Annotated in this window: 18 protein-coding genes and 1 tRNA gene; 2 read left to right on the top strand and 17 right to left on the bottom strand. The window is 55.9% G+C overall.

The features are described from left to right. Positions 1 to 4 precede the first annotated feature (4 nt). Positions 5 to 916, top strand: a complete 912-nt coding sequence (locus tag HMPREF0577_RS07445) for a fructosamine kinase family protein (protein ID WP_004013194.1) — start codon at positions 5 to 7, stop codon at positions 914 to 916. Positions 917 to 959: 43 nt separating this feature from the next. Here HMPREF0577_RS07445 and thrB read toward each other — a convergent pair whose 3' ends face one another. From thrB to HMPREF0577_RS07505, 12 genes are all read right to left on the bottom strand, one after another. Further along, positions 960 to 1880 (bottom strand): homoserine kinase, encoded by a 921-nt coding sequence (gene thrB, locus HMPREF0577_RS07450; RefSeq protein WP_004013195.1) that lies wholly within the window; start codon positions 1878 to 1880, stop codon positions 960 to 962. A gap of 34 nt (positions 1881 to 1914) precedes the next feature. After that, positions 1915 to 3054 carry a threonine synthase gene (gene thrC / locus HMPREF0577_RS07455; RefSeq protein ID WP_004013196.1) on the bottom strand — a complete coding sequence of 380 codons (1140 nt, stop codon included), beginning with the start codon at positions 3052 to 3054 and terminating at the stop codon, positions 1915 to 1917. Between the two features lie 36 nt (positions 3055 to 3090). Beyond that, on the bottom strand, positions 3091 to 4386 hold the full coding sequence (locus HMPREF0577_RS07460; protein WP_004013197.1) for a homoserine dehydrogenase: 1296 nt from the start codon (positions 4384 to 4386) through the stop codon (positions 3091 to 3093). 27 nt (positions 4387 to 4413) lie between these two features. Beyond that, positions 4414 to 6030, bottom strand: coding sequence for a diaminopimelate decarboxylase family protein (locus HMPREF0577_RS07465; RefSeq protein ID WP_004013198.1), 1617 nt, complete (start codon positions 6028 to 6030; stop codon positions 4414 to 4416). A gap of 38 nt (positions 6031 to 6068) precedes the next feature. Further along, positions 6069 to 7748 carry an arginine--tRNA ligase gene (gene argS / locus HMPREF0577_RS07470; RefSeq protein WP_004013199.1) on the bottom strand — a complete coding sequence of 560 codons (1680 nt, stop codon included), beginning with the start codon at positions 7746 to 7748 and terminating at the stop codon, positions 6069 to 6071. 305 nt (positions 7749 to 8053) lie between these two features. Next, positions 8054 to 8126, bottom strand: a tRNA-Arg gene (locus tag HMPREF0577_RS07475). Positions 8127 to 8293: 167 nt separating this feature from the next. Then, the gene (locus HMPREF0577_RS12000) at positions 8294 to 8416 is read right to left on the bottom strand and encodes a hypothetical protein (RefSeq protein WP_256585169.1); all 123 of its coding nucleotides are present in this window, start codon (positions 8414 to 8416) and stop codon (positions 8294 to 8296) included. A 229-nt stretch (positions 8417 to 8645) separates the two neighbouring features. Next, the gene (locus tag HMPREF0577_RS07485) at positions 8646 to 9536 is read right to left on the bottom strand and encodes a glycerophosphodiester phosphodiesterase (protein ID WP_004013201.1); all 891 of its coding nucleotides are present in this window, start codon (positions 9534 to 9536) and stop codon (positions 8646 to 8648) included. Positions 9537 to 9581: 45 nt separating this feature from the next. Next, positions 9582 to 10424, bottom strand: a complete 843-nt coding sequence (locus HMPREF0577_RS07490; protein WP_004013202.1) for a M23 family metallopeptidase — start codon at positions 10422 to 10424, stop codon at positions 9582 to 9584. Positions 10425 to 10651: 227 nt separating this feature from the next. Continuing rightward, positions 10652 to 11710, bottom strand: a complete 1059-nt coding sequence (locus HMPREF0577_RS07495; RefSeq protein WP_004013203.1) for a hemolysin family protein — start codon at positions 11708 to 11710, stop codon at positions 10652 to 10654. After that, the gene (locus tag HMPREF0577_RS07500; RefSeq protein WP_004013204.1) at positions 11703 to 13085 is read right to left on the bottom strand and encodes a hemolysin family protein; all 1383 of its coding nucleotides are present in this window, start codon (positions 13083 to 13085) and stop codon (positions 11703 to 11705) included. The genes HMPREF0577_RS07495 and HMPREF0577_RS07500 overlap by 8 nt, the downstream gene beginning before the upstream one ends. Before the next feature lie 13 nt (positions 13086 to 13098). Beyond that, positions 13099 to 13566, bottom strand: coding sequence for a DoxX family protein (locus HMPREF0577_RS07505; RefSeq protein ID WP_004013205.1), 468 nt, complete (start codon positions 13564 to 13566; stop codon positions 13099 to 13101). A gap of 235 nt (positions 13567 to 13801) precedes the next feature. Here HMPREF0577_RS07505 and HMPREF0577_RS12075 point away from each other — a divergent pair, with 235 nt between their 5' ends. Further along, entirely contained in the window at positions 13802 to 13876 is a 75-nt protein-coding gene (locus HMPREF0577_RS12075; protein ID WP_370444841.1) for a 50S ribosomal protein bL37, read from the top strand. A 179-nt stretch (positions 13877 to 14055) separates the two neighbouring features. Here the strand turns inward: HMPREF0577_RS12075 and HMPREF0577_RS07510 are convergent, their stop codons facing one another. The 5 genes from HMPREF0577_RS07510 to HMPREF0577_RS07530 all read right to left on the bottom strand — a co-directional run bounded on the left by HMPREF0577_RS07510 (position 14056) and on the right by HMPREF0577_RS07530 (position 22318). Beyond that, the gene (locus HMPREF0577_RS07510; RefSeq protein WP_004013207.1) at positions 14056 to 14733 is read right to left on the bottom strand and encodes a response regulator transcription factor; all 678 of its coding nucleotides are present in this window, start codon (positions 14731 to 14733) and stop codon (positions 14056 to 14058) included. Further along, a complete protein-coding gene (locus HMPREF0577_RS07515) occupies positions 14726 to 15940 on the bottom strand; it encodes a sensor histidine kinase (RefSeq protein WP_004013208.1) in 1215 nt (404 codons plus the stop codon). Before HMPREF0577_RS07515 ends, HMPREF0577_RS07510 begins: the two co-directional genes overlap by 8 nt. Before the next feature lie 102 nt (positions 15941 to 16042). Continuing rightward, entirely contained in the window at positions 16043 to 19846 is a 3804-nt protein-coding gene (locus HMPREF0577_RS07520) for a multifunctional oxoglutarate decarboxylase/oxoglutarate dehydrogenase thiamine pyrophosphate-binding subunit/dihydrolipoyllysine-residue succinyltransferase subunit (RefSeq protein WP_004013209.1), read from the bottom strand. 29 nt (positions 19847 to 19875) lie between these two features. Next, positions 19876 to 20868, bottom strand: a complete 993-nt coding sequence (rsgA, locus tag HMPREF0577_RS07525) for a ribosome small subunit-dependent GTPase A (RefSeq protein ID WP_004013210.1) — start codon at positions 20866 to 20868, stop codon at positions 19876 to 19878. Continuing rightward, entirely contained in the window at positions 20855 to 22318 is a 1464-nt protein-coding gene (locus tag HMPREF0577_RS07530) for a 3-phosphoshikimate 1-carboxyvinyltransferase (protein ID WP_036342604.1), read from the bottom strand. Before HMPREF0577_RS07530 ends, rsgA begins: the two co-directional genes overlap by 14 nt. Positions 22319 to 22410: the final 92 nt, after the last annotated feature.

The raw sequence follows: 22410 nt of genomic DNA on the forward strand, positions 1-22410 counted from the left end.
AAAAATGAATCAGGCAGCTTCGGTTCGGCACAATTCCGCGAACCTGGAGGTAAGAACCTTCCTAATAACGATGATACTAGTTTTTAGGTTCCAAAGTAAAACGCATCGGGCAGCTATGCTTAAAAACATGTCAAAAGCTGAATTTCTTAAACAAGGCACTCCCCAGGCTCTGGCCTATGAAGCCGCCAGCTTAGAGTGGCTGGATCAGGCAAATGGAGCACGTATCGTAAAAGTGTTGCGCCACGACCACGCCGGATTACACCTGGAGTTCTTGGAAGACGGCTTTCAATCCCCGAAAGCCGCTCATGAATTCGGAGCCGCCTTAGCTGCCACCCACGCCGCCGGGGCACCCGGATGGGGGGCAGCTCCCCCCACGTGGGACAGCGAGCAGGCCTTTAAAGGACTGATGCCCATGAGCGTGGTTCCCGCTGGAAAGGACTTTCCATATCAGTCTTTCGGAACCTGGTTAAGCGCGCAACGCCTGCAACCGGTGGCCGAGGCCGCCGCAAAACATGGTGATTTACCCCCGAAGCTAATGGCACGATTCGAGAAACTGTACCACGTGTTACAAACCGGAGAGTTTGATTCTCCGCAACCGCAACTCGTGAAAACCCCCGCCGCCAGGCTACACGGGGATTTGTGGGCGGGGAATCTGTGTTGGACACGCCCCGGCATTGTCCTGATTGACCCCAGCGCGTACGGGGGTCACGCCGAAACCGATTTAGCGGAATGCGAAGTGTTTTCCACGCCGTATATCAACGAAATCTATGCTGGTTATCAAAGTGTCTCGCCGTTGAGCCCCGGGTGGAAAGAACGCCTGTCCTTGCACCAGCTGTATATGATGACCTTGCATTTAGCACTGTTTGGGGGCGGATATCTGCACGCGGTAAGCCGGATTTTGCAACAATACACCTAAATACTTTTCTCTCGGTGCGGTTTTCGTCCGCTTGGTGGCGGGTTCATGAGGTGATAATCCCGGTTCCAGCCACCGCCGGGGATAACACCCTCCAACCTTTATGTTCCAGACCCTGGCGTAACGCCACCGGCAGATGCGAGAACACGATAACCGTGGGACCGGCACCGGAAACTGCGGCCGGATAATTTTGCGCCCGTAAATAATCCACCAGTTCCAGGCTGGCTGGCATCCCTTCGCGACGGTATTCTTGGTGCAACCGGTCTTGGGTAGCGTAAAACAGCAGTTCCGGATGCGCGCTTAACGCCAAAGGCAGCAAGGCCGCCCTACCGGCGGTGAACACCGCGTCCCGGTGCGGAACAAATTCAGGCAACAGTCCGCGTGCCTTCGAAGTGGCCAGCTGAAAGTCGGGAATCAACACCGTGACTTTCACTTCGGAATGAATCGGAAAGGGCAGCGCAAAAGCCCGGGATTCCCCGGCTTGTTGCGGGTCACGCGGATTGGCAGGTTCAATCCATCCCACCACGGCACCCCCGTAAACAGCGGGAGCAGCATTATCGGGGTGTCCTTCTAGCTTGGTGGCCAGTTGAAAGATTTTATCGGCGGGCAGCGCTCCCGGTTCCACCAGCGCACTGGCGGCCGCCAACCCGGAAACTATCGCCGCCGAGGATGACCCCAGACCCCGCCCGTGAGGAATCCGATTCAAGCAATGCATCTCTATACCGATTTGCGGCGCCCCCACGGTTTCCAAGCCCAGGCGTAGCGACTGTACCACCAGATTGTCTTCATCCTTCATGACTCGCCCAGCCCCTTCGCCTTCCACGCTGACTCGGGTAGCACCGGTGATGGCACGCACCGTAATTTCGTCACGTATTTCAAGAGCCAAGCCTATAGCGTCAAAACCCGGACCTAGATTAGCTGATGAAGCTGGAACACAGACAGTAACCTGATCGCGTACTATCCTCATGGCTGTTCGGTCTTTCCCTCGGTTCTATCTGGACTTACAACCCCAAAGCGGTAACGGCTGCACTCAACTCCGGGGCAATCACCTGGGGGGCGATATTCCCTCGATTTTCCATGGCGGTGGCGGTGTCTTTAAGCCCGTTACCCGTGAGTGTACACACGATTTCAGCGCCGGCGGGCACTTTACCCTCTGCTGCCAAGGCCAGCAACCCCGCGACGCTCGCTGCTGAAGCGGGCTCGCAAAACACCCCCACCTCAGCGGCCAAAATCGCTTGGGCTTCCATAATGGCCGCATCCGATACGGCCGTTATCAGTCCCTGGGAATCATCGCGAGCCGCCACCGCATAATCCCAAGAAGCCGGGTTGCCGATGCGAATGGCGGTGGCCACAGTTTCGGGGTTCTCAACGGGTTTTCCGGCCACGAAAGGAGCCGCCCCTTCGGCTTGGATACCCCACATGCGGGGCACCTTGGTGCTTTGCGGTTTGAGCCTCATGGCAGAGTCCTCGATGGAAGAAGCCACTTTATGTCCAAAGTATTCGTTGTACCCCATCCAGTAGGCGCTGATATTACCAGCATTACCCACCGGCAACACGTGAATATCCGGGGCATCCCCTAAAGCATCACAAATCTCGAAGGCGGCGGTTTTTTGTCCCTGCAGCCGATAGGGGTTAATCGAGTTCACCAATGCAACCGGGTATTTTTCGGTCAGCTCTCGGGTGATACGCAAACAGTCATCAAAGTTCCCATCCACGGCCACCAGTCTCGCCCCGTGCATCACCGCTTGTGCCAGTTTCCCCAGCGCAATCTTGCCGGCCGGAAGAACCACGGCGCATTCTACCCCGGCCGCCACCGCGTAGGCGGCAGCGGAAGCGGAAGTGTTTCCAGTAGAAGCACAAGCCACCATCTGGGTTCCAGCCGCCTTCACCTTGGTCATCGCCATGGTCATCCCCCGGTCTTTAAACGACCCAGTGGGATTGGCACCCTCAAATTTCACGTAAATCCTGGTGCCACTAGCGTCCACGCCCACCGCTTCACTGGCCAGCGCCACCCGCTCTTCGAGTCGCGATGCTCGCACCAAAGGGGTGTTTCCCTCGAACAAGGTAACTACGGGGTCGCCTGGTTCCAGGGGAAGACGGTTCCGGTATTCCTCAATCAGGCCGCTCCACACATTAGCCATGGGTGAATCACTCCTTATTCTCTCTTACGGCTAGGGCTACTGTTCAACTGACAGCACCGATGCGATTCTATGCACCAAGGGGGATTTGGCCAAAACCGCCAAAATCGCGTCGAGCTGCTGGCGGCTGGCCGAATGCGTGGAAATAAACAAAGTGGCCTGGTCAGCCCCCGATTCAACCAAAGGCTGACGCACGGAAGCCACCGAAACCCCTTGGTCAAGGCAAGCCTGGAGCACTTGGGAGAGCGCTCCGATTTGCTGTGATACCTCCAGGCGCAGCTGCAGCCTGGTTTGTACCAACCCCGGGTCGCTGATTGGCAAGGCCGCATAGGTCGATTCGCGGGGAGCGTGCCCCCCGTTCGCAATATGCCCCGCCCCGGCCACCACATCGGAAAGCACCGCAGAGGCAGTAGGTGCCCCGCCAGCTCCCGCCCCGTAAAACATCAGTCGCCCCGCAAACTCGGTTTCCAGCACAATCGCGTTGTACGGCCCGTTAATTCCCGCCAAGGGATGTGTTTGTGGCACCAGGGTTGGTTCCACCCCCAAAGCAATCTGTTCTTGCCCGTTTACCATCACTCGTTCGGCTTTGGCCAACAGCTTCACCACATATCCGGCCTCGCGTGCTTGGGCGATATCGGCGGGGGTAATCTCGGTAATCCCCTTGGTGGGAACATCACTGATAGACACCCGAGTGTGATAGGCCAATGAGGCCAAAATCGCGCATTTCGCAGCCGCGTCGTGTCCTTCCACATCGGCGCTCGGCTCGGCTTCGGCGAAGCCGAGCTCCTGAGCCTTAGCCAAGGCCTGTTCATAGGACCAGCCTTGAGTGCTCATCTGGTCAAGAATATAGTTCGTGGTGCCGTTTACAATCCCCAATACCTGGTTGATGCGGTCTCCTGCCAGGGATTCGCGCAAACCATACACCACCGGCACTGCCCCGGCCACTGCCGCCTCAAAGTACAAGCTCGCGTCGTGGGTGTCGGCCGCAACATTCAGTTCCGGCCCATGCGTTGCCAGCACGGCCTTGTTCCCAGTCACCACGGTTTTGCCGTGCTGCAGGGCTCTAAGCATCGCGGTACGTGCCGGTTCCAAACCGCCCATCAGCTCGATAACTAAATCCGCATTATCGATTACCCGGTCAATATCGCTGGTAAGCAGCGCCGAGTCTATTCCCGGGCGCACCTTACCGGTATCGCGCACCGCCACCCCGGACAACACTAGTTTTGCTCCGGCACGCGCGCTAAGTTCCCGGTTTTGTTCCCTCAGGATTCGCGCCACCTGCAAACCAACAGTTCCAGCTCCCAGTAACCCTATCTTTACGGTTTTTTCGCTCATATTTGCCCTTCCGTATCGGCTCTCACCCTAAGGTATCACGGGGTGAGTCCATAAATATTTCCTAAACGCCGGGTCGTGGTGCGCCAGCATTTCTTCGGCGTTTTCCCCAGAAATTAGCCAGTCCGCCCGCCAAGTTTCTTTCGTTTCCGGGATGGCACCTCGTGAAGCCGAATCCGTATCGTCGCCGGAAACTTGCCACACCCCTAACACTCCGGGGCGGGTAAACCAGTTGTAATTCGAACTCATCGACCAACCATAGGCTCCCGTCATCGGCACTGCCAGCAGGTCGCCTTCCGTCAAATCCGCCGGTAAAGCCACGTTTCGCACCACAATATCCCCCGATTCGCAATGTGTCCCCACCACGCGCGTAGCCACCAGCGGCGCGGCACTAAGCCGGTTTGCCAGGGTCGCCGTGTAGTGCGCGTCATAGAGCGCAGGGCGAATATTGTCACTCATTCCCCCATCCACCGCGACATAGCGGCGATACACAACGCTGCCGTCCAGGCGGGTTCCCACGGGTTGATCTTTTATGTTGAGCACGCGATACAAAGTGATGGTAGTGGGCGCTACCAGCGATCTTCCGGGCTCCACCGAGACTGCGGGGAGCGGCTGGTCGTGTTGCTCGCACGCGTCTTGTACCGCTCGGTACAGTTTTTCGGCGATTTCATGAGGTGCCATCCCGGGTGGTGTCGCCGCTGTGTAGGCCACCCCGTATCCCCCTCCAAGATCGATTTCCGGCACTAAATAGCCCGTTTCGCGCGCTACCGCGCCGCGAAACTCGATAATTTTCTGCGCAGCCGCCGTGAAACCCGCAAAGGCGCTAATCTGCGAACCGATATGGGAATGCAAACCCACCAGTTCTAACCGGTCATCAGCCAAGATGAGTTTCACCGCTGCTAGCGCCGGCGAGTCCGCCGGTGAAACCGCATAGCGACCGTCCCAATCCGAGTCATCCGGGCACAATCCAGCGTGGGTACCCGGCTCCAAGGACAGCCCGAATTTTTGGTCTTCATGCGCGGTGGCGATATATTCATGCCCCCCGGCGTGAACCCCGGTGGTCAAGCGAATCATCACCGGCACCGTCGCGGCCTGAGGCAGCGCATCCAAAACTCTTTGCAGTCGGGGGATTTCGGCCAGGGAATCAATAATAATCCGCCCGATTCCGGCGCTGACCGCCTGGTGTAACAAAGCCGCAGACTTTCCGTTGCCGTGCAGGCCGACCCGCAACGGGTCAATCCCACTAGCCAAAGCCAGTGTCAACTCACCAGAAGAAGCCGTGTCCAGCCCCAGTCCTTGCGCTGTGGCAACACGCGCCAACCCCAGGCACAGGAAGGCTTTGCCGGCATAGTACACCTGGGCGTTGCCCTTCCCGAAAGTCTTTGTGAAGGCCTCGCGCCAGGCTCGCGCTCGCTTCCGGAAATCGTCCATATCCATGATGAACACCGGGGTGCGTCCATGCTGTTGCGCCAACAGCGCAACCAGGTTTTGCCCATGTATACGCAGTTCGCCGGAGGCCGCGCGGTTTAAACCAGCCGGCCACATATCAGGCCGCTCGCTAGGTTCCGGGGCGGCCAAGGCTTGCAAACCCGGGTCGCCGGGAGCGAGCCACGCCGGGTCTTCGGGGGCTAAAGAATCTTGACTCACAATGCCTCCTGGTCAGGACTATCTGACGGGGTCGGGGTTTACATCCGTTCGGGAGCGGAAACCCCCAACAGGTTCAATCCATTCCTCAACACTACTGTGACCGCGTCGTTTAGTGCCAATAAAGCCGCATGTTCGGCCGTAACCGGGTCGTCTCCTGCCGGGGTGACTCGACGTTTGCCGTACCAGGCGTGATACGCCCCGGCCAGGTTTTCCAAATACCGCGCCACCAGGTGCGGAGCACGCTCCGTGGCCGCCTGTGCTACGGTAGTAGGGAATTGTGCTAGGACTCCAATTAGTTCTCCGTCCGCTGCGGCGCGCAACTGCCCAGGATCAAAGCCAGCACCTCGTGACACCCCATGAGCTGCCGCGTTTTTCGCAACATTACAGGTGCGAGCATGTGCATACTGCACGTAATACACGGGATTTTCGTTAGTATGTGAAGCCAACACGTCAAGGTCAATATCCAACTGGGTATCCATCGAGGAGCGCACCAGCGAGTAACGCGCCGCATCCACACCAACCGCCTCTACGAAGTCATCCAGGGTGACGATGTTGCCGGCACGTTTGCTCATTTTCACCAGTTGGCCACTGCGATACAGGTTCACCAGCTGACCGATTAGAATTTGCAGGTTCACCCCCGGGGTGTCGCCGAAGGCCGCACACATCGCCATCATGCGCCCAATATAGCCGTGGTGGTCTGCTCCCAGCAGGTATATCGCGCAATCTGCGCCGCGTTCGCGCTTGTCCCGGTAATAGGCAATATCGGCCGCGAAGTAGGCCGCGTTGCCGTCGGATTTAATCAGCACCCGGTCTTTGTCGTCCCCGTGTTTAGTGGTTAACAGCCAGGTCGCGCCGTCTTTGTGGGCAATTTCACCCAAGCCATCCAAGAACTCAATGGCGGCCTCTACTTTGCCGGTTTCATAGAGCGAGTTTTCGTGGAAAAACACGTCAAATTCAGTGCGGAATTTTGCGAGCGCTGCCTTGATTTCGCTGAACATGAGGGTCACGCCATGTGCCCGGAAGTACTCCTGTGCCGCCGCATCGGGCAGAGTAGCGGGATCCGGGTCGCCGGCTTGCTGGGCTTGGGTTTGCACCTGGGCGGCGATATCGGCAATATACTGCCCGCCGTAGCCGTCCTCGGGGGCGGGCAGGCCGCGCGCTGCGGCCAGCAGAGAGGCCGCGAAACGGTCTATCTGGGTGCCGTGGTCGTTAAAGTAATATTCCCGGGTCACTTTAGCTCCGCTCGATTTCATGAGGCGCGCCAGGGAATCACCCACCGCTGCCCATCTGGCTCCACCCAAGTGGATAGGGCCGGTCGGATTTGCGGAAACATATTCCAGGTTGATGTGCTGGCCTTGGAAGGATTGGTTCTGGCCGAAGTTGTCGCCCGCCGCCAAAATATCGGCCACTAGAGCTCCCGCAGCCCCGGCTTCCAGGCGGATATTGATGAATCCGGGTCCAGCGACCTCTGCCGATTCCACGCCTTCGATTCCACTGATGGCTTTCACAAACATTTCCGCCAAATCACGGGGTTTCACCCCTGCTGTCTTGGCCAGTTGCATCGCAATATTAGTGGCCCAATCCCCGTGTTCACGGGATTTGGGGCGTTCCACCTTGACTTTCGCACCCAAATCTACCTCATTGAGGTCAAGACTGTTTTCTTTTGCCACCACAGTAAGCGCAGCAATAATCCGTTTCGTTAGTTCTTCAGGAGTCACGCTTTAACCCTACCGTCTGCCATGACCCGTCCAAAATACGGCCACCAACACTGCAGCTCCACCACTCGCGGGCACCGCTCAAAGTTATAAAACGCGGCAAAAGCCGCGTTTTATAACATGCTCAACTCACACAAGGAGTTCCGCCTAAAACGGCACACCAGTGCCGTTTCTTAACGGCTCCACCCGTTGTTCGGGAAGGAACACCAAAACGAAAACCGTTTCGCTTATGTCCTGCGTATGTCCTAAAGGGGTGTACCCCATTATTGGAACATGACCTTTTGGCTTTATAGCAACGTTTCCAGTTGTGCCCCGGACGGGATTCGAACCCACGACCTTTTGCTCCGGAGGCAAACGCTCTATCCACTGAGCTACCGGGGCGAACAATTCACCCTACCATCCTAGCGAAGAGACGCTACAGGTAAAAACCGACACCTCAAAAGAAGTCCACATAAAACCGAGGACAACCACGAAATTAGAAACCAAACCCAGTCACAAATCAAAAATCCGGCCGCACCCGGCCGGATTCCCTCAAGTTCTAGCCCAAACTAGAAATCAGTATCCAAGGCACGATGTGCCGCCGAGTTATACATCATCAAACGCAACGAAACAAAAGTGGCCGCGCGTTCGCGACTCTCCGCAGTGGCATCCCTCCAGACGCGTTCATTCACACGACTGCCTTTCAAAGCTTCATGACTATGACTCTGACTGGCAACGGCATCGACCAAACGAATCGCGGGGCGTTCCATTGTTGCCTCCTCCCGGGGAATCTCACTCGCACAGTAACCTACCAGGATTCACCCCGTCTTCCAAGCAGTTATTTAGCTCACTACAATGATTCATTCATGTATGCGGGTATTTTGCCTGAAAATGCGGGACTTACACCCTGATTCCGGGACATCAAATTGTCTGAAGTTGATGTAATGTATGGACAAAATCAGTGTAAACTCCGTCTACTCCCAGCCGCGCGAGCCGCTGAAACTGCGAGGTCTCGTTCACAGTCCACACATAAACCGGACACCCTAAGACATGCGCTCCCGCTATAAAGCGCCTCGTGAGCACCGTCACTCCCCACAACCGCTCTGGCACCGCAAACGCACAGGAGTACTCACGTAGCAGACGCGGCACCACCCCACGGCACTGCCGCAAACCACTAAACAAGACACCGCTTTCACAAGCCAACAAGAAACGCGCCACGTCCGCGCTACCCGGCAGATACCCCGGTTCGTGTCCAAGGCGTGCCGCTATCTCCCAAACTCGACCGGCCGAAAAAGAAGCCAAGCCCATCCGTTCTAAATCCCTGCGACCCTCAAGAATCCGCAAGGCTTCAGGTAAAACCGCAGCAACCTTGAAGTCGATATTCACATAAATTCCGGGATAACGATCCAGGAATTCCTCGAAACCCAGCGGATCCTCGCCGTTAGGAAGCCGGTACCGGCACAGCTCCGCCCAGGTCACGTCGGCAATCACTACATCCCCATCCGCCGCGTGCCACTGCGGGTCGTGGCTGATTACGGGATAGCCGTCGCGAGTGGCATGAACATCAGTTTCTAAACCCCGCGCCTCTCCACTGTGGATACAAGCATCGAAGGCTGCCCGCGAATTCTCGGGCACTCCCGCCAGGGGGGAACCACGATGGGCTAACAAAACCGGCTTGCGGCGCTCCACAGTCTCTCCGGTTTCCCTAGCTGTTACAGTTTCCTGGTTGCGCGCCACCGCCCCAAGGTGCCCCGGCTCGAGAGGAAACACAGCGGCAGGTAGCGGATAAGGATAAGAGCAAAATCGCGACATACCTCTATTGTCACCCAGGCTCCCGGAGGCTACAAGCTGTAAAAACTAGTCACAACGCTGGTTCAAATACACCGCACCGTGTTTTTCCATGAAGCTCAGGGGCTCGATGGATTCCATCCTAGAGTTGCGAATTTCGAAATGCAAGTGCGGTCCAGTGGACCTCCCGGTAGATCCAACTCCCGCAATCAAATCCCCAGCTTTAACCATGTCGCCCTTGGCAGCGTAAATCCCATTGGAGTACATGTGCAGATAGCGAGAATAGAACACTACCCCGTTCAGGTGGTGTTTAATCGTAATAATCCCCGTGGAACCCTGTATCCCGGCATTCACAACCTCTCCGTCGGCCACGGCGTAAATATTGGTTCCACTAGGCGCTGCCCAGTCGGCTCCTTCATGCATCATGCGTTCCCCGGTAATCGGGTGAATGCGCATTCCCCAAGGTGAGGTGTAAGTGTAAGAACCTTGGAACATGGGCCACACCAGGGTTTCTTTGGTGGCAGCTGCCTTGACATCCCCGTTAGCGGAGTCTTCTTTCGAGACACATCCACCTAGTTGCTGGGCTTCCTTGAGGCGAATTCGGCTCGAGGCCGGTACTGCATTCAAATCCGAGTCATACAGTGTCACCTCTTCCGAGGCAGCCACCAGGGACAGCAGGGTCTCGCCGGTGTTAAAAATCTTACTGGGGACAGCAGTAGACAAATCCGGGGACACCAGCCCAGTCAGGGGCGCTACCACGGTCACCGAGGCCACCAATCCAAGCAGTGCTGCCCGCAGCACACCGTGATGGAGCTTTTTCTCGCCACCGAAAGCAAGTTTAAACCAGGAGTGGCGTTGCTGCCGTTCTCTTTCACGCAGTTCCCTGCGGGAGCGGGGTTTTTCGCTGTCCACGAGTCACCTTTCTGGATGCTTAGCAAACTGCCTAAAAGTTTATAACAAGTCGATAACATTTTTCAAGGGTTTGAAAGCCTCATTTTTCACACTTTTCACATTGGTCACAAAATTTGGGGATTTTTGCGGGTTTCTTGGGGAAAAACTGGGAGTTTAGCGTGAATTTTCGGGGTCACCTTCCGTTCGACCGGGGTGATTTTCGCTCGGCTTCATGAGGTGCTAGCGCCTCATGAAGCCCCATGTTCACTATCACGCTGGAGAGAATCATGAACCTCGCCCACCAGCCTTTCCAAGATATCTTCTAGAAATATAACCCCACTAACCTCCATCCCCGCCCGGGGTACCACCCCAGCCAGATGAGTTCCCTGCTTTTGCATCACCCGCAGCGCGTCTTCCACTTCCATATCGGGGCTAACCTCGGTCAGCTCCCGAATTCGCCACGATTCCAGGGGCTCGTCGCGCCGAGCCTCGTCAACTGCAATCACGTCCTTGATGTGCAGGTATCCGCAAATCCGCCCGGCCTTGTCCACCACGGGAAAGCGGGAAAACCCGGTGCGAGCCACCGCTTTTTCCACTCCAGAAACACTAACATCGCGGGGCAGCGTCACCAGGTGTTTCAGCCCCACCATCACCCCCGAAACCTGTTCGGTGGAAAATTCCAGGGTACCCGAGAGCAACCCCAAATCGTCTTCCACCGTACCTTCTGCCTGGGATTTCTTAACAATAGAGGTCATCTCCTCGACAGTGAAGGTATTGACAACCTCGTCACGGGGCTCCTTGCCAGCCAAGCGCACGAAAAAATTCGCCACTTTGTTCATGGCTCGAACAATCGGGGCAACACTTTTAGACAACGCCACCAATGTAGGCCCGTAAAACAAAATCAGGGTGGTGTGGGCGGAAATTGACAAATTCTTAGGGATAACCTCACCCCCCACCACATGCAGATACAGCACTATCAGCAGCGCTATCAACACCGCTGCAGCATGCGCCGTGACCGCAGGTGCCCCGGTCAACTCGACTACTGGGGTCAATAGTTGCGCCAAGGCCGGCTCGGCCACCACCCCCAGCCCCGTGGAAGCCAGGGTAATACCCAACTGGCAGGTGGCCAGCATCTCCGAGACGTGTTCCACCGCAAACAAAGCCGCCGAAGCGCCGCGTTTACCGGCTTTGACCAAGGGCTCGATTTCAGCGCGCCGCGAAGCGGTAACAGCGAACTCGGCACCGACGAAAAACCCGTTTACCGCCAGCAGCACCACCATCACCACCAAGCCCAGCCAACTATTCATGTTCGGCTCCCGAATCTTTAGATGATTTAGAGCCCTTTGAGTCATTCGAGCCTGTGTCGGGAAAGATTTTGGTGATGCGCACCCGGGAAACCCGGCGGCCTTCCAGCTGTTCCACCCGCAGCCGATACCCACCTACTTCAACTTCGTCCCCTTGGGCAGGAATGCGGCGCAGCTCGTTCATAATCAGACCACCCAGAGTTTCGTAAGGACCTTCGTCAGGCAGCTCCACCCCGCTTTGTAACAGCAGTTCATCAGGACGAATCACCCCGGGAACCATCCACGAGGTTTCGGTCACCACATTCACCCCCGCCGCGTGTTGATCGTGTTCGTCACTGACCTCGCCCACGATTTCCTCCACAGCGTCTTCAAGCGTCACCAAACCAGAAGTACCGCCGTATTCATCAATCACCACAGCGGTTTGACTCCCCGCTTCACGCAATATCAGCAGCAAATCCGCCAAATCCATGGTTTCGGGGACACGAGGAACCTCGAACATCAGCGAAGATGACGCCACTGGAACTTCCTCGCGGCGTTCGAAGGGCACGGATACCGCACGGCGCAGGTTGGCGAAACCCAAAATATCATCCAGTCCTCCGTCCCCCACCACTGGGAAGCGAGAATACCCGGTTTCGCGCGCCAGGATAATCAAATCCGCCGCCGTAGCATCTTGTTGTAGGTAGTGGATACGCCCTCGGTCGGTCATAACGTCTTTGGCACACAGTTTCGAAATATGCAATGAACGGGTAAACAGGGAAGCGGTGGAAACATCAAGTTTCCCAGCCTCCGCGCTTTGACGTACCAGAGCAGCGAGTTCTTGGGCAGAGCGTTTCGAGGAAAGTTCCTCGACAGAATGCACCCCCAGCCGGTGCAACACCCAGCTAGCCGAGCCATTTAACACCACAATGATGGGGGTGAACAGCCAGGTAAAGACGTTTTGGAAGCGCACCACATTCCCAGCCGCCCCCAGAGGATCAGCTAAAGCAAAGTTTTTCGGGACTAGTTCCCCGAAAACCATAGAAAACACGTTGGTCAATACCAGCGCCAAGATTCCCCCCGCCACCGCAGAAACCCCCAACGCCACCCCGGTGTATCCCAAACCCGAGGTAATCAGCCGCGTCAAAGCAGCCTGAGTGGTGTATCCCAACAGGATGGTGGTAAGAGTGATTCCCACCTGGGTTCCCGATAGCTGCGTAGACAGGCGAGAAATAGCTTTTTTCACCAAGGCGGCGCGTTTATCCCCGTTGGCGGCGCGCATCGATACCTTAGTTTCGTCCACGGCCACGAAAGAAAATTCCGCCGCCACGAACAGAGCGGTGCCAAAAGTGAGCAGCACCCCAACCGCTACCATCAGCCAATCTATCAAAACCGGATTCATAGAATACTTAGCGCTACTTTGCTAATTCCACCTTCGCTGCACGCAGGATTTCACGGCGCATCCGTTTGGAGGGCTGGTCATCATCGTCGAGAATCGCCATTCCCAGTCCCCCCGCCAGCGAAGCCCCAACCACCAGTCCCCGCGTGTAGTTACGGCGTTGTCCAGGAGTTTTCGCCATCCACATCGGATTATTCACCGCTGTTACCGGAAAGTTCACCGCCGCAAGCAGCGCCGCGCAAGTGCGGGGGTACTTGCCCGTCGCCAACCCCAAAGCGCTGGCGACGGTGATAAAACCGGCCAGGCGGGAAAGCAGGCGCGCATCGGAAGTCAGCACGGGTGGAAATCCGAGTTTTTCCAACGCAGGTTCGATTTTTTTGAATCTTTCCACGTGGTCATCGGGTGAGCGCAAGGCATCGAGGCCGTCAAAAAAGAACACAGATGCCAACATGGGTCGTGCCACCAGACGCAAGAGTGTTTTCATAGTTCCATTTCATCACAATCCCGGGTTTTTGCCTAGTTTTACCGGTTTTATTCTCTATCCAAGGCAGAAATATGGGATTTTCCAGGGGGGAGCCTCCACTATTTTGAGCCTCACCCCGATTTTTTCCCAGATTTCTGCCCCGGCTCGCTGACCATACTGGTCTACAATTGCAAAGATAGCGTGATTTGTGCGACAATACACGGGTTCAAGTACTTGAAGATAAAGGAGCATTACCATGTCGAAACGCGGCCGCAAACGTCGTGCCCGGGCGAAGAGTGCCGCTAACCACGGCAAGCGTCCAAACGCTTAGGCTTTACGGAGACCCCCGCGAGGGGGTCTCCGATTTTCATTTCCTTGATTTACCCAGGCACTTACTGGTATTTGGTATAAGAGTGTGCTGAATCTGTTTCGGAGCGCGGGTTTCTTACCATAAATCTGAAATTTTGAATCTTGGGCTGGTACCTAGGGGTCAACCGGAACTCGGGCAGCCTAGAACCGAATTTTGCTCTTAAAGGCCTTGACCACGAAACTGGTACGGGACTCACAGTTGGTCAGCTTCAAAATCTTGGACACATAATCCCCCACGGTGCCCTCCGAGGTGTGCAGCTCTTTGGCGATAATCCGGTTCGACTTCCCCTCTACCAGCAAGGGCACAACCTTTTTCAGGCGATTAGGAATCGCGTGCAAAGCCTCGATAAATTCGACGTCCGGGGGCTCCGCATTGCTTTGACCAGCAATCATATCCGCCAGGGCAGCGGCAGGATCTTCACTGATAATACGTTTGCCATCGCGTGTAGCCAACAGTGCATCGACCATTTCATCTACCGGTTTATCTTTAGTAATGAAACCAGAGGCTCCGGCCTGAATGGCGCGCATCACCGAGGGACGCTGTTCGAAATTCGTAAAGATTAGCACCTTTGTCTCCGGGTGTTTGGTGCGGATTTGCTTCGTAGTCTCGATTCCATCCATCCGGGGCATATCCACATCCATTAACACCACGTCAGCGGTCCATTCCGTAAGAATCTGCAGGGCATGCAGCCCATCCTCGGCCGTTTTCAACGCAAAGATTCTAGGGTCAGATTGCAAGGATGCCCCCAGATAGGTGCGTACGATTTTGTCATCGTCAACCATCAGGACTTTCAACGGTAAAACTTGAGTTTCATTCATCTATTTGACTCCTTTCTTGGCCGGATTCCGGGGAATCCGTATCGGTGTGGTTCAGCGGTGTATTCAACATTTTTTGGTGCAGACTCCGGGGAATCCGCGCGTGCAGCAACCACATTCCCTGGTTAGCGACGTATTCGAGTTCTCCACCACGCCTCACCAGATATGCGGTTAACTGCTTCAGCCCCAGCCCAGAGGTCATAGCGTAATCACTCCTGGCTTTACCAATTTCATTAGTGGACATGAACTCGATGTGATGCGCATTGAATTCGATGGTTAGTTCCGCCGAGGTTCCGGGTTTTCCGTACTTCATCAGGTTCGTGGTAGCTTCCGTCACCAGCATTGACAAGGTGATTTTTTCATAACGGTTGAATTGATCCTCGATATCGGCGGGAACTTGCAGTTCCAAGTTGATATCGGCGACGCGAGCCACTTCGATGCTATCGTGCAGGATTTGGGTCAAAGTAGTGGTGGCGGATTCTTCGGTTACCGAAGTTTTCAACTGACGAATAGTGGTACGCAAGTCCGCCAGCGCCCCCCGCGACTGGGTGGACACCATTCCCAGGATGTCACGAGCTTCGCGGTTCATCTCGGGATTTTTTGCAAGATTTTCGGTTATCAAGGTAAGCCGGGTCAAATCGGCTGCCAGCGAATCATGCAAGTCTTGAGCCAGCGCGTTACGTAGCTGAGCCTGAGCCATACCAGCCTGAATGCGAATTTTCTCATTTTCGTGCTGTGCGCGTTTAAGCCCACGTTGGTAATAACCGAATGTCCAGCCTATGGCTGCAACCATTACACAGCCAATGATGTTGAACACCGAGGACACTACATCGAAGGTATTGGTAGTAAAATCAGACACCGCTATCAGTGTCAGGGAAATTCCCAACATGGCGTAAAGTTGATGAAACGCGAAATAAGCAAAAATCGTTGTTCCGCAAGTAAAGGTTCCTATAAACACCACGTAGCCAGGCAAATACGAAACCACAAACCATAGCATAATCACTGCCATGCCGCACACGCGAGGAAAACGCGCGCTCAATGCAAAGAGCAGCATCCCCAAAAGCTCAACAATCATGTTTCCGGGAACACGCAACGGACTAGCTTTCTCGTTTATTGTCGACAAATCTTGCGCCAAAGAGAAAACCAAGGTAGCTAAAACTACCAGTTTCCAACCAGTAAGATGGTAGCGGATTTTCGCGGAAACACGCATGCCAGCAAGTCTATCAATTTATGAGGTACTATCTACGACTTCAGCGTGATATTTCTTCAACGTGCTTTACTGCAAAACTTCATTCCTCCACCAGCGTCGCCTCTACAGGGTTGCGCCAAAGGCGGCTTCCATTAAGGCCAAAGCCTGTTCCTTGTGGAACGTAGAGTTACCGGTGGAAGGCGCGGCCATAGCCGGGCGCGACACCAGACGCAGGTCACGTCCCCCGGTAAACACGTCGCGGTGCGCGCTAACAAAAGTCCAGGCACCCTGGTTGGCCGGTTCGTCTTGTACCCAAACCAGCTCCGCATTCGGATAAGAATCCAGTATTTCACGCAGGTCATCGTGCAGTGGATAGTACTGTTCCAAACGAACTATCGCGGTCGTTCGATCCTGGCGTTTGTCCCGTTCAGCGACCAAGTCGTAGTAAACCCGGCCGGTACAGATAATCACGCGGCTAACCCCGGCGGCATCCAGTCCTGCGGTATCCCCGATAGCACGTTGAAACTCGCCACTCGTGAAATCTGAAATCTGTGAAACTGCCGCCCGCAACCTAAGCAGCTGTTTGGGGGTAAAGACCACCAGGGGGGTGCGGGGGTGACGATAGGCCTGCGCCCGCAACATGTGGAAGTGATTGGCCGGGGTAGAAGGCTGCACCACCCACATATTGTCTTCGGCGCACAAAGCCAGGAACCGCTCGATACGCGCCGAAGAATGGTCGGGACCTTGGCCTTCGAAGCCGTGGGGCAACAGCAGCACCAGCGAGGAATGCTGATGCCATTTTTGGGCTGAAGAAGAGATGAATTCGTCGATGATGGTCTGTCCCCCAAAGGTGAAATCACCGAACTGAGCCTCCCATAGGGTTAAGGCTTCGGGACGTTCCACGGAATAGCCGTATTCAAAACCGAGGGGCGCAAATTCAGACAGCGAAGAATCGTAAATCATGAAATCGCCTTGGTCGGGGGTCAGGAAGGCCAGGGGGGTCCATTCTTGGCCGGTAAGGTGGTCGTGAATCACAGCGTGGCGCTGCACGAAAGTGGCGCGCCGGGCATCCTCGCCGGACATGCGAATGGGGGTGCCTTCCATCAGAATCGACCCAAAGGCCAGCAGCTCCCCGAATCCCCAGTCAATATTGCCTTCCCGGGTCATGGTTTGGCGACGTTGCAACAGTTTCGCGACTTTCGGATGAACGGCGAAATCTTCGGGATATGCCACTTGGGAATCCCCGATGCGCTGCAACACGTCAAGGGGAATCGCGGAAGTCCAGCCAATCATTTCTTTGTTTTGGTTCGTTTGTGAGGCCGGCAAATTCCAGTCGTTACCGCCCTGTTCCCCAAGACGGGTCGGCTTATAGCCGTGTTCCTTGGTTTCCTCAAAGATACGTTCCAATTTAGCACGGAAGTCCTCCATCGCGGCTTTCGCTTCCGCGTCGGTGATGTCGCCACGACCAATCAAGTTGTTGACATACACCGTGCGAGTGGAAGGCAAGTTATCAATCAGCCCGTACATCACCGGTTGGGTCATCGAAGGGTCATCGCCTTCGTTGTGTCCCCGCCGCCGGTAACACAGCATGTCGATAATGACATCCTTATGGAATTTTTGTTGAAAACGATAGGCCAAACCCGCCACCCGCGTAACCATTTCGGGATCATCGGCGTTGACGTGGAAAATCGGAACCTGTAAGCCCTTAGCCAAATCCGTGCAGTATATCGTGGAGCGGGCATTGGTGGGGGAAGTGGTGAAACCAATCTGGTTGTTCACAATGATGTGCAAGGTTCCGCCGGTTTTATAGGCCTTTAGCTGGCTCATGTTCAAGGTCTCGTACACCACGCCTTGCCCCACGAAAGCCGCATCCCCGTGAATCAACACGGGCATATATCCGTAGTCGCCTTCAATACCTACCTTGTCTTGCTGGGCGCGGACAATGCCTTGCACCACTGGGTCAACGGCTTCCAGGTGTGAAGGGTTCGCGGCAATGTATACCTGGGTGTGGCACCCTTCATATGACTCATAGACCGATTCGGTGCCCAGGTGGTATTTCACATCCCCCGAGCCTTGCAAAGAACCCGGGTCAAGATTTCCTTCAAACTCCGAAAATATCTGCGCATTGGATTTCCCGGCCACATTCACCAACACATTTAGCCTTCCCCGGTGCGCCATCCCGATGGTCACCCCCGCCAGACCATCATGAGCCGCGTCGTCCATTACTCTAAGCAGCAATGGAATCAAGGATTCTCCGCCTTCCAACGAGAAGCGTTTCTGGCCGACATACTTGGTTTGCAAGAAACTTTCAAAGGCTTCGGCGGCGTTGAGACGATTCAGTATCGCCGCGCGAACCTCCTTGGTGGGGGGCTCGTAGGGTTGCTCGATTTCTCGTTGTATCCAGTCACGCTGCTCGGGGTCTTGGATGTGCATATATTCGATGCCGCTGGTGCGAGTGTAGGTGTCGCGCAAATGCCCCAGGAGCTCGCGTAAGGTCATGCGCTGGTTTTTCTTGCCTCCGTATACTCCGATGGGGAATTCCGTGTCCAAATCCCAAATCGACAGGCCATAGTTACACAGGCACAAATCGGGGTGATGCCGTACCCGGTAATCCAGGGGGTCCGTGTCGGCAATCAGGTGGCCGCTAGAACGGTAGGCATGTATCAAACGTTGCACATTGGCCGCTTTGTACTGATTGCTGTAATTGTTGTCAGCTTCGTTTCGAACCCACCCATACGGGTCATAGGGAACTTTTTCAGAGTTGAAAACCCGTTCATAGAATCCATCTTCGCCCTTGAGCTTCTTTTCTACCGTCCCCAGGAAGGTTCCGGACAGTGCCCCTTGAATCACGCGATGGTCATAGGTCGAAGACATATGCATGATTTTGCCAACCCCCGCCCGGGCTAGCTGTTCATCGCTAGCTCCAGCCCACTCGGCCGGGTATGCCGTGGCTCCCACGCCAATAATCGAGCCTTGCCCCACCATGAGGCGCGGCGAGGACATCAGCGTTCCCAGGGTGCCTGGATTGGTCAGGGTCACGGTGGCACCGTTGTAGTCTTCCATGGTCAGTTTACCTTCGCGAGCTTTACGCACCAGCTCTTCGTAGGCGGCCACAAATTCGTGGAAGGACAGCGTGTCGGCCTTTGGCACCACCGGGGTTACCAATAGGCGTGATCCATCGTCTTTGGGCAGGTCTATGGCCAGTCCGAAGCCCACGTGAGCGGGATGGAAAATATAGGGTTTACCATCTCTAAGCTCGTAGCGAACATTCATTTCCGGCAGTTCCGACAGGGCTTCGACGATGGCATATCCAATCAGGTGGGTGAACGATACCTTGCCGCCTCGAGTGCGGCGCAGATGGTCGTTGATTTGAATGCGGTTTTCAATTAATACTTTCGCGGGGATTTGCCGGTAAGAGGTCGCGATGGGTACCGACAGGGAGGCTTCCATGTTTTTCGCGATGGCCGCGTTGATGCCTTTGAGGCGCTCCAGTTGATCTTCGGCGGCGGGGGCAAGATGCCGGTTATGCTCGATTTCGGCGGCTTCCCGGGCGGCGTAGGGTGAACTCGGGTCGGCCGCACGCGATCGCGGCGCTGGTGGCAGGTCGGAACGGGAGACGTCGAGGGTGCGAGCGGGGATAGCGGTGGGGGTGCTTTCGTAGGCTTCAACCCTGGTCTCGCTCTCGGGCGCTGGGCTGGGGGCGGTTTGCCCGCTGGGGGCGGCTTCATGAGGTGCTAGCTCGGTATCACGGCTAGCCACACCATCTGGATTCATTAATCCCAAGGATTCCATCTGTTGAAAATAGCTGCGCCATTCGGGTGAAACCGTTTGTGAATCTTGTAGGTACTGACGGTAATACTCGGCGATAAATTCCGGTGAGGCTTGGTTTCCTGACACCTGTGTCTGAGCCACTGTAATCCCTTTCATGTTATGGTAGTTAGAAGCTAATACTAAATCTAGTAGGGTTTTGGAATTTCCGCCAGAAGACGACGCAATGAGGCCAGTCTTTCGGCGTGTTCGGGATGCTTGTCCAGTTCACAGTCGGGGGAACCTTCCCGGTGGGTACAGCCCCGCGGACAAAGTTGAGCAATGGCATCCAGTTCGCTAAATCCTTTCACCAAGCCCGCTTCATCTACGTGTGCCAACCCAAAGGAACGCACTCCCGGCGTGTCAATCACCCAACCGTCGGGAACCGCCAGGGCGATGGCCGAAGACGAAGTATGGCGGCCTTTGCCGGTGACCTGGTTCACTTCCCCGGTGGCTCGCTGGGCGGCGGGCACCAAGGCATTAATCAGCGTGGATTTCCCCACTCCGGAGTGCCCCAGCAGCACGGTAGTTTCCCCCCGCAGCCTTTCACGTAAATCCTGGAATTCCCCGGTGTCATAGTTATCCCTGCGTAATTTCCATACCGGCAGCAGAGTCTTGTACCGATTGGTCAAATTCGAGGCCGCATCCAAGTCGGTTTTCGTAATCGCTAACAGCGGCTTGACCCCGGCATCCAGGGCACTGACGATAGCGCGGTCTATCATGCCGGGTTTCGGTTCGGGGTTAGCCGCCGCCACCACTATCAGCATCTGGGTGGCATTGGCGACAATCAGTTTTTCTTTTATCCCGGTCTCTGATTCGTCAAATGTCCGGCGCAGCGCGGTGTGGCGTGGCTCGAGGGTTACGATTCGCGCCAAGGTGTCTGCCGTCCCAGAAGTGTCGCCTTCCAGACTGACTTTGTCGCCCACCACAATGCCTTTGCGTCCCAAAGCGCGGGCTTTCACGGCTTGTACCGCTCGTTGCTGGTCGGGAATCGCCACGGTGAATCGTCCTCGGTTTACAGCGGTAACGGTTCCGGGGGTGGCATCAGCAAAGTTGGGACGTTTCTTGGTGCGCGGGCGGGTGCCTTTGCCGGGGCGCACTTTTACTCTGGGGTCGTCGGTGCCAATGTCACGTCGATTCATGAGGTGCTCCTATAACCTGCGCCCACATTTGCGGAAAATCTGGCAGAGTTTTCGTGGTGGCGCCAATATCGTCAATTTGTATCGTTCGGTACAATCCCATCAGGGCGGCAAAAGTCGCCATGCGGTGATCCTCGTAAGCTCGCATCATGAGGGGCTGGTCGGAAGGTAGCCGCGCTCCAAGCTGTGTTCTGGGAATTCCAATAATTTCCAACCCGTCCTCCGGGGTGATAGCACACCTGATACCCAGTTTTTGTAATTCTTGGTACAAAGCATTTAAACGGTCGGTTTCGTGTCCCCGCAGGTGACTCAGACCTTCGAGGTGGGACACCCCCGAGGCGTGCGCGGCCAAGGCTGCAATCGTAGGAACCAGTTCGCCACATTGACTGCAATCTAGTGAAACCGCCCGCAAAACCCCGGTACCACGCGCGGTGAACACCCCGCAGCGGTGACGCACCTGCATGCCGAACTGGGGCAGAATCTGGCGCCATAAATCACCCACTTGGCTGGTATGTGCTGGCCAGCCGGGCACCGAAACCACCCCGCCGATAATCCCGGCTGCTGCCAGGAACGGTCCGGCGTTAGACAGGTCGGGTTCAATGGCAAGATCTTGGCCAAACACCGAATCCGGTTCCACCCGCCATTGCCAGGTGCCGTCGGACTGTATCGATCCAGTGGCATTAATTCCGCGTAAAGACAAAGCTTCCAGGGTCATCTGGATGTGTGGCAACGAAGGCACTGCCGGGGTTTTACAACGTATAGTCAAAGGTTTCCCCCACAGTGGCGCGCTCAGCAGCAATGCCGAGACGAACTGCGAGGATGCAGCGGTATCCACGGTGATTACCTCGGGAACATCACCTCGGCGGGGATTAATGGTAAAGGGGAAGATGCCATCCAAGGGGTCGTCACTTTCCCAGTTGGCACCTAATGAAGCCAAAGCCTCCAGCAACCCGCGTAACGGGCGCTTGTTTGCCGCCGCATCGGCTGTAAATCGCGCCGGCACTCCCAAAGCCACCACCAGGGCGGGTAGGAAACGCATCACCGTACCAGCCAAGCCACACTCAATTTGTACCGGTTGTTCCAATTCCGGGGGGTTACGATGGTTCGCTAGGGAATCCGAGGACGCCAAAGCTTCCAGCCCTGCACCATAATTACTGCTGACACCGGATTGCTTGGTTTCTTCCCACAAACCGGGAATCGGCTGGATTTCTACCGGGTTACCTGCGGGGGGCCACGGGGAAATCCGCGCCCCCAAGCCTTGCAAGGCTCGCACCATCAAATCCGTGTCCCGCGCATACAGCAGACCCTCCACCCGCGAATTCGTATCCCCTATCGCGGAAAGCAGCAGTTCCCGGGCGCTAAGCGACTTAGATCCCGGCAGATGCACGCTGGCATAGACCGACCCACTCGCTTGAGGAGCCGACCAAGGAGTTGGTGCAACATCCGTTTTCACGCCTCTAGCTTAGCGGTTGGGGTTCATGAGGTGCGGGTCGCTTCACAACTTCATTTCACGTTTTGCGGCTTTTCCCTTGATATCTTCAGGAA

The sequence above is a fragment of the Mobiluncus mulieris ATCC 35243 genome, assembly GCF_000160615.1.
GTDB lineage: Bacteria > Actinomycetota > Actinomycetes > Actinomycetales > Actinomycetaceae > Mobiluncus > Mobiluncus mulieris.

Excerpts from the sequence above, each read along its gene's own strand:
- HMPREF0577_RS07460 (WP_004013197.1), bottom strand. The coding sequence starts at position 4,386 with ATGAGCGAAAAAACCGTAAAGATAGGGTTACTGGGAGCTGGAACTGTT.
- HMPREF0577_RS07515 (WP_004013208.1), bottom strand. The coding sequence starts at position 15,940 with ATGCGTGTTTCCGCGAAAATCCGCTACCATCTTACTGGTTGGAAACTG.
- HMPREF0577_RS07505 (WP_004013205.1), bottom strand. The coding sequence starts at position 13,566 with ATGAAAACACTCTTGCGTCTGGTGGCACGACCCATGTTGGCATCTGTG.
- HMPREF0577_RS07510 (WP_004013207.1), bottom strand. The coding sequence starts at position 14,733 with ATGAATGAAACTCAAGTTTTACCGTTGAAAGTCCTGATGGTTGACGAT.
- thrC (WP_004013196.1), bottom strand. The coding sequence starts at position 3,054 with ATGGCTAATGTGTGGAGCGGCCTGATTGAGGAATACCGGAACCGTCTT.
- HMPREF0577_RS07495 (WP_004013203.1), bottom strand. The coding sequence starts at position 11,710 with ATGAATAGTTGGCTGGGCTTGGTGGTGATGGTGGTGCTGCTGGCGGTA.
- HMPREF0577_RS07520 (WP_004013209.1), bottom strand. The coding sequence starts at position 19,846 with ATGAAAGGGATTACAGTGGCTCAGACACAGGTGTCAGGAAACCAAGCC.
- HMPREF0577_RS07445 (WP_004013194.1), top strand. The coding sequence starts at position 5 with ATGAATCAGGCAGCTTCGGTTCGGCACAATTCCGCGAACCTGGAGGTA.
- rsgA (WP_004013210.1), bottom strand. The coding sequence starts at position 20,868 with ATGAATCGACGTGACATTGGCACCGACGACCCCAGAGTAAAAGTGCGC.
- HMPREF0577_RS07500 (WP_004013204.1), bottom strand. The coding sequence starts at position 13,085 with ATGAATCCGGTTTTGATAGATTGGCTGATGGTAGCGGTTGGGGTGCTG.
- HMPREF0577_RS07485 (WP_004013201.1), bottom strand. The coding sequence starts at position 9,536 with ATGTCGCGATTTTGCTCTTATCCTTATCCGCTACCTGCCGCTGTGTTT.
- thrB (WP_004013195.1), bottom strand. The coding sequence starts at position 1,880 with ATGAGGATAGTACGCGATCAGGTTACTGTCTGTGTTCCAGCTTCATCA.